General features: G+C 75.1%; 4 protein-coding genes. 1 reads left to right on the top strand and 3 read right to left on the bottom strand.

Annotation, left to right across the window (positions count from 1 at the left end; translation table 11 throughout):
* Positions 1-105: 105 nt before the first annotated feature.
* From ACFV1W_RS32270 to eccE, 3 genes are all read right to left on the bottom strand, one after another.
* Entirely contained in the window at positions 106-2283 is a 2178-nt protein-coding gene (locus tag ACFV1W_RS32270; protein ID WP_380420803.1) for a MinD/ParA family protein, read from the bottom strand.
* A 130-nt stretch (positions 2284-2413) separates the two neighbouring features.
* Positions 2414-3181, bottom strand: a complete 768-nt coding sequence (locus ACFV1W_RS32265; protein ID WP_380420802.1) for a hypothetical protein — start codon at positions 3179-3181, stop codon at positions 2414-2416.
* Positions 3181-4440: a type VII secretion protein EccE gene (gene eccE, locus ACFV1W_RS32260; RefSeq protein WP_380420801.1), complete on the bottom strand. Its 1260-nt coding sequence runs from the start codon at positions 4438-4440 to the stop codon at positions 3181-3183. The genes ACFV1W_RS32265 and eccE overlap by 1 nt, the downstream gene beginning before the upstream one ends.
* A 348-nt stretch (positions 4441-4788) precedes the next feature.
* Here eccE and ACFV1W_RS32255 point away from each other — a divergent pair, with 348 nt between their 5' ends.
* On the top strand, positions 4789-6522 hold the full coding sequence (locus tag ACFV1W_RS32255) for a type VII secretion protein EccB (protein WP_380420800.1): 1734 nt from the start codon (positions 4789-4791) through the stop codon (positions 6520-6522).
* Positions 6523-6622: the final 100 nt, after the last annotated feature.

The raw sequence follows: 6622 nt of genomic DNA, 5'->3' as shown, positions 1-6622 counted from the left end.
GGGTGCCCCCCCCCCCACCCGGGGGCGGGCCCCGCCCCCCCCCCCCCCGGCCGCCGGCCCCCCCCCGCCGCCCGGCCCCCCCCCCCGGGGGCCCCCTTCGACGTCCTACTGCTGGGGCGGCTGCTGCGGCGGGTAGCCGTAGCCCGGCTGCTGCTGGGGCGGGTAGCCGTAGCCGGGCGGCGGCGGGGGCTGGGGAGCCTGCTGCTGCGGGCCGGCGTACGGCTGGGGCTGCGGCTGCGGCCAGCCGTAGGCGGACGGGGGCGCGGGCTGGCCGGGCTGCGCCCCCCACGGCGCCCCGGGCGCCGGCTGGGGGGCCTGTTGCTGCGGGTCGGCGTACGGCTGGGGCTGGCCCTGCTGGTACCCGGCCTGCGCCTGTTGCTGCCAGCCGGCCTGTTGGGCGGCCGCCTGCTGGGCCCGGACGATGTCCTCGCCGACCAGGGTGGCCAGCTCGAAGTACGCCTCGCGGACCTTGGGCCGCATCATGTCCAGGTTGACCTCGGCGCCGGCCGCCAGGCTCTCGTCGAAGGGCACCACGACGACGCCGCGGCAGCGGGTCTGGAAGTGCGCGACGATGTCCTCGACCTTGATCATCTTGCTGGTCTCGCGCACCCCGGAGACCACCGTGATGCTGCGCTGCACCAGGTCGGCGTAGCCGTGCGCGGAGAGCCAGTCCAGGGTGGTCGAGGCGCTGGAGGCACCGTCCACGCTGGGGGTGGAGACGATGATCAGCTGGTCGGCGAGGTCCAGCACCCCGCGCATCGCGCTGTACAGCAGTCCGGTGCCGGAGTCGGTCAGGATGATCGGGTATTGGCGCCCCAGCACCTCGATGACCTGGCGGTAGTCCGAGTCGTTGAAGGTGGTCGAGACCGCCGGGTCGACGTCGTTCGCCAGGATCTCCAGGCCCGAGTTCAGGTCCTGCGAGGTGAACTGACGGATGTCCATGTAGCTGCGCAGGTGCGGGATCGCCGTCACCAGGTCGCGGATGGTCGCGCCGGTCTGGCGCTTGACCCGGCGGCCCAGGGTCCCGGCGTCCGGGTTGGCGTCGATCGCGATCACCTTGTCCTGGCGCTCGCTGGCCAGGGTCGCGCCGAGCGCCGTGGTGGTCGTGGTCTTGCCGACCCCGCCCTTGAGGCTGATCACGGCGATCCGGTAGCAGCTCAGCACCGGGGTGCGGATGATCTCCAGCTTGCGGGCCTTCTCGGCCGCCGCGGCCTTGCCGCCGAACTGGAACCGCGGCTGCTGGCGCTGCTGCTTGGGCTGGCTGCGCAGCAGCCGGTCCGAGGACAGCTCGACGGCGGCGGTGTAGCCGAGCGGGGCACCGTGCGCGGTCTGCTGCGGGGCGGCGGCCTGCTGGAACGCGGCCGGCTGCGGCACGGCGGTGTCCTGCGGCGGCCAGGGCTGGGCGGGGCCCGGCGGCTGCGGCTGGGCGGGCTGACCGGGCTGGAGGGGCTGACCGGCCTGGGGCCCGGCCGGCGGCGGGTAGGCGCCGGGCTGCGGCCAGCCGCCCTGGCGCGGGTCCACCGGGCCGGGCTGCGGCTGGACGGGCTGCGGCTGGACGGGCTGCGCGGGCTGCGGCTGGACAGGCTGCGCGGGCTGGCCCGATTGCGGCTGGGCAGCCCAGGCGGCCTGCGGATCCCACCCGGGCTGCGGGGCCTGCGGGGCCTGCGGGGCCTGCGGGGCCGGCCCCGGCTGGGCCGGCGGCTGCGCGAAGTTCTGCGGCGGTGCGGGCTGCGCGGGCTGCGGTGCCGGTGCGGGCGCCGGGTAGGGCTGTGCCGGGGCCTCCGCTGCCGCCGGCGGCCAGGCCGCCGCAGCGGGGGCGTGCGGCTGCTCCGGCGTCACGGCCGGGGCCGGGGCAGGCGCCGGGGCAGAAGTCGGGGCGGGGGCATGGGCCGCCGTCGGGAACGGCACGTGCTGCGCCTCGGCCTGGACCGGCGGAACCGGCGGGACCGGTGCGGGCGCCGCGCCCGACTCGGCCGCCGGAGCCGAAGCCGGAACCTGCGCCGGGGCCTGCGCGGGCGTACCGGCCTGCGGCTGGGCCACGGGCGCGGACGCCTGCTCGACCGCCGCAGCCGGGGCCGGAACAGGAGCCGCAGCAGGAGCCGCGGCAGGAGCCGCACCCGAAGCCGGGACGTCCCCCGGAACCGCCGGCTCACCCGCGGACGCCGCCGCCGGACCCGACTGCACGTACCAGGACGGGGGAGTGTAATCGGGCGCGTCGGACCAGTCGTCGTCGTCCTCCGCCGCGTTGTCGCCGACGTAGACGCCGTCCCGATCGCTGCTCACTAGGGCTCCCTCGTGTTCGCCGCCGCTTGTTCAGCGGTGCCGTTGCCGCAACAAAGACTAGGCCGTTCGGCTGCCCCTGTTGAAGGCGGCTTCGGTTCCGGACCGGGACCGACCGGCCCGGACGCGCCCCTCAGTCGATCCGGCGCGGGCCCCCGAGCACCTGCTGTTCCGCCTGCCCGGCCACCGCCCGGACGTACTGACGCCGCATCCGGGTGGCCCACAGGGTGAGGTCGTCGCCGAGGGTGGGCAGCACGGCCACGTCCTCCGGCGGCAGGGACAGCACCCGGCCGGTCAGCTCCGCCTCCTGCGGGGAGATCCGCTGCACGCCGACCAGGTCGGCCGCGTTGAGCACCCGGGAGGCGTTCGGCCCCAGGTAGGGCAGCAGGGTCAGGGTGGTCTGCCAGGGCGCGGCGGAGAGCCGGCTGCGCGGCGGTCGGGCGCCGAGGTCGCGCACCACCAGGACCGGCGAGGCCACCGAGGCGCCCTGCGGTCCGAGCCGCCCGACCTGGTGGATCGTCACGCACGGCTGACCGCCGCCCGCGGCCTGCGCCATCGGGCCCCAGAGCTGCGCGCGAGCGGTCTCCACCGCGACCCGGGCGCCGATCGCCGCCGCCCGCAGCGCGATGACCTGCGCCGTCCAGATGCCGCCGACCAGCACCAGGTCGTACGAGCTGGGACGGAACAGGCCGAGCACCGCGGGCAGTCCCTGCGGGTCGACACCGATCACCACGCCGTCGTCGCCGACCGGGAAGGCCAGCGCGGCGAGGTCGGCGGCCTCCAGCACGTGCTTCTCCCGGCGCGGTCCGCGCAGCCCGAAGCCGGGCAGGATCCGAGGCCTGGTCCGCCGCCGCTCGGCGCCGGGCTGTGGGCCGGGGGCAGGATAGGTCTGGTACGCCATCAGGACGCTCCTCCCAGCGGCAGGGTGGCGAGCATGCCGGGGGCCTGTTCGAGGTCGAGCCGGACCAGGCCGAGGCCGGTGCTCTGCGCCCGGGCCTCCACCTGGCGGCCTACCTGGCCGACCTCGCTCTCGCTGCGCCCGGTCACCCGCAGGTGTCCGCTGACGGTCACCGAGCCGCCGGTGCCGTGCCCGGCGGTGAGGCTGAAGGTGCTGGCCAGCGCGGGGGAGCCGGTGATCAGGTTGACCAGGTCCGGTGCGCCGATCCGGCCGGGGGCGCCGCCGGGGCGGCTGAGCTGCGGCCAGCGGGAGATCCAGTACGTGCTGTGCCAGCGGTCGTCGATCCGCCAGAAGCGGTTGCCCTCCTGGGTGCGGCGGGTGCTGCCGCCGCCGCTGCCGGTGCCCTGGCGCCCGGCCACCGCGATCGGGTTGGCGCAGGTGGCGATGGCCAGGGCGGCGATCAGCTCGCGCTCGTCCAGCACGGTGGCGTTGAACCCGGCGCTGTTGAGCCGCCCGGCCAGCTGATCGGTGACCCGCTGGAGCGCCTTGCGGGCGCCCTCCTCGCCTCCGCCGCGGGCCCGGACGGCGGTGGCCGCGCGCTCCGGGTCGAGCTTGAGGGCGACCCAGGTCAGCCGCAGTCCGGGGGTGGAGGTGCCGTCCGGCAGCTCGCGGTAGGCGCGGGCGGCCAGCGACTGCTCGGGCAGGTGCGGGGCCGGAGCGGGCTGGGTGTGCTGGACCAGCTGCACCGACTCCAGGGTGATGTCGTCCACGGTGAGCGCCGAGCAGATGACGTCCAGCGGCAGCGGCAGCGCGGTGCGCACCGGGCGCAGCGGCTGGTCCTTGGCCTGGACGAGCAGCACCGAGCTGAGGAAGGTGCCGTCGCCGACCATGCCGGTCTCCCGGCGGACGGGGCGGCCGCCGAAGTCGGCCTCGGTGGCGTGGGTGCAGGTGCGCAGCCCGGGTTCGAGCTCCAGCGCGGGCGCCAGGGCCGGGTCGGTGCCGGGCGGCGGAAGCAGCGACTTCGCCTGCTTGCGGCGGGACTTGAGGGCGGATCGGACGCTCAGCAGCTCCGGGATGGTGCGGCCGCGCAGCTGGACGACCGCCAGCACCAGCAGGACCAGTGAGACCACGCCGAAGCCGGCCGCGACCGGGCGGCTGATCGTCCAGCCGACCGCGACCAGGGCGGCCGCGACCTCGACCAGGACGAGCTGCTGGAGCTTCAACCGGCCGCCGAGCAGCCCGGGTCGGGGGTTGACGCGCACCTGGACGGCGCCGCCTGCGCCGGCCGCCGTCGGTGGGCGGACGGCCGCGGACTCGGCGGGCGGGCCGCCGCGTCGGGCCCGTCCGGACCGGCGCGACCTCCCGCCGCCCGCGGTGCCGCGGCGTTCTGGAGCGGTCTGGCTTGGCATCCCCCGGTGGCCCTCTCTGATCCGTTGTCGCGGCCCGGCTGGCTGGTTCGCGGACCGTACCCGTACCGTACTCACCGTCTGCTGCCGCATCGTAGAGGGTTCGGGCCGGATCCCGCCCGGCGGGTGCGGACCACGGGGCCGGTCGGGCCGACGGGAGGCCGACCACGTCTGGCACACGTCTGACAGAGGGGGACGACGAGGATGGCATCGCGCCGGGACGAGCTGAACGCGTACACCTTCGCGCGCAAACGCACGGTGGGGGCGTTCCTGCTGCCCTCCGGCGGTGGCAGCGACGAGGACGCGCCGCGCCCGGTGAAGGCGGTGCTGCCGAGCGTGCTGGTCGGGGCTGTGGTGGTGGCCGGCTTCGGCCTCTGGGGGGTGTTCAAGCCCGCCGCGCCGCTGCAGTGGGACAACGGCAAGAACATCATCCAGGGCAAGCAGTCGACCACCCGCTACGTGGTGCTGACGGATCCGGACGGCAGGACGAAGCGGCTGCACCAGGTGCTCAACATGTCCTCGGCGCGGCTGGTGCTGCCGGCGGACGCCAAGGTCGTCGTGGTGGACGACGGGGTGCTGGACCGCTACCCCAACCACGGCCCGACCATCGGCATCCCGTACGCCCCGGACAAGCTGCCGAGCAAGGACAAAGCCAGCCAGGCGATGAAGTGGGCGGTCTGCGACCGGCCGGGCTCGGACGACAAGCAGGAGACCGTCAACCAGGCGGTGTTCGTGGCGGCCGGCCCGGACGCGGCGGCGCTCGCCGCGAAGGACCGGATGCTCGGCCCGGACCAGCTGATGCTGGTGCAGCAGGCCGACGAGCAGCAGGTCTCGACCACCTCGGGCCAGTCCGCCGGGGGCGCCGCGCCGGTGTTCCTGGTCGACGCGCAGGGCCGCAAGCACATGATCGGCCCGAAGTCGGACGACAAGGAGCGCAAGGCGCTGATCACCGCGGTCTTCGGGCCCAACGCGGTGCCGCAGCGGGTCAAGCGGGAGTGGCTGGACACCCTGGTGACCGCCAGCCCGATCGCCTTCCCGGACGTCAAGGGGATGACGGACAGCCAGGGCGCCAACTCGGGTGTGAACCTGGGCAATGCGGCGGACCGCCGGATCGGCCGGCTGGTGCACTACCAGGACCGCAACTACGTGGTCGGCAAGGACAGCCTGTTCCTGATCACCCCGTTCCAGGCGGAGCTGATCCGGCAGAACCCGGCCTACCAGGTGCTCTACAAGTACGACCAGGACAAGCGGCCGCGCAGCGACGACATGACCCCGGACGACCAGTCCAGGTTCAACACCGACGTGAAGCTGCCCGACACCCCGAACGACTGGCCGCTGAAGTCCGGTGCGCCGGTGAACAACTGGCAGGACCGCCAGGACGCCCGGCTGGTCGTCTGCAGCACCTTCGACGGCATGGCCGAGGACGGGCGCACGCCCAAGCGCAGTGTCTGGGCCGGCACCTCCTACCCGGCGGCGTACAACAACGGCGCGGGGGCGGCGTACGTGACGCCGGGCCACGGCCTGTTCTACCGGGCGGTGGACAACGCGGGCGCCGGCAACCAGCCCGGAGGCGGCCAGCCCGGTGCCAACGCGGCCGGTGCCAACTCCGGTGCGCCCGACGGCTCCGGCACCGACTTCCTGATCACCGAGACCGGCCTGCGCTACTCCGTTCCGGCGAACGGTGACGGCGGCCACGGCCCCAGCCCGTCGCCGGGTGCGAGCGGCGCCGCGAAGACGCCGGTCCCGCAGCAGAGCACCCCGAACCCCGGTGCCGGGGGCCAGCCGACGCAGAACCCGGACGACCAGCCCGGCGGCAACCAGGCGCGACTGGGCTACCAGAACGTCCAGCCGCTGCCGGTACCGAAGGAGTGGTCGAACCTGGTTCCGGCCGGTCCGCCGCTGACCGCGAAGAGCGCCGCGCAGCCGCAGAACGCCTGACCTGCCGGGCACGGCAACGGAATTGGCCCCAGTGTCATGGTCTGGTAACTACTCAGCGCTCGATGTTGGGTGAGTTGCGTGTGCCGACTACAGTGCTGCT

The organism is Kitasatospora sp. NPDC059648, from assembly GCF_042734825.1.
GTDB lineage: Bacteria > Actinomycetota > Actinomycetes > Streptomycetales > Streptomycetaceae > Kitasatospora.
This window is presented reverse-complemented; position numbering and strand designations above follow the sequence as displayed.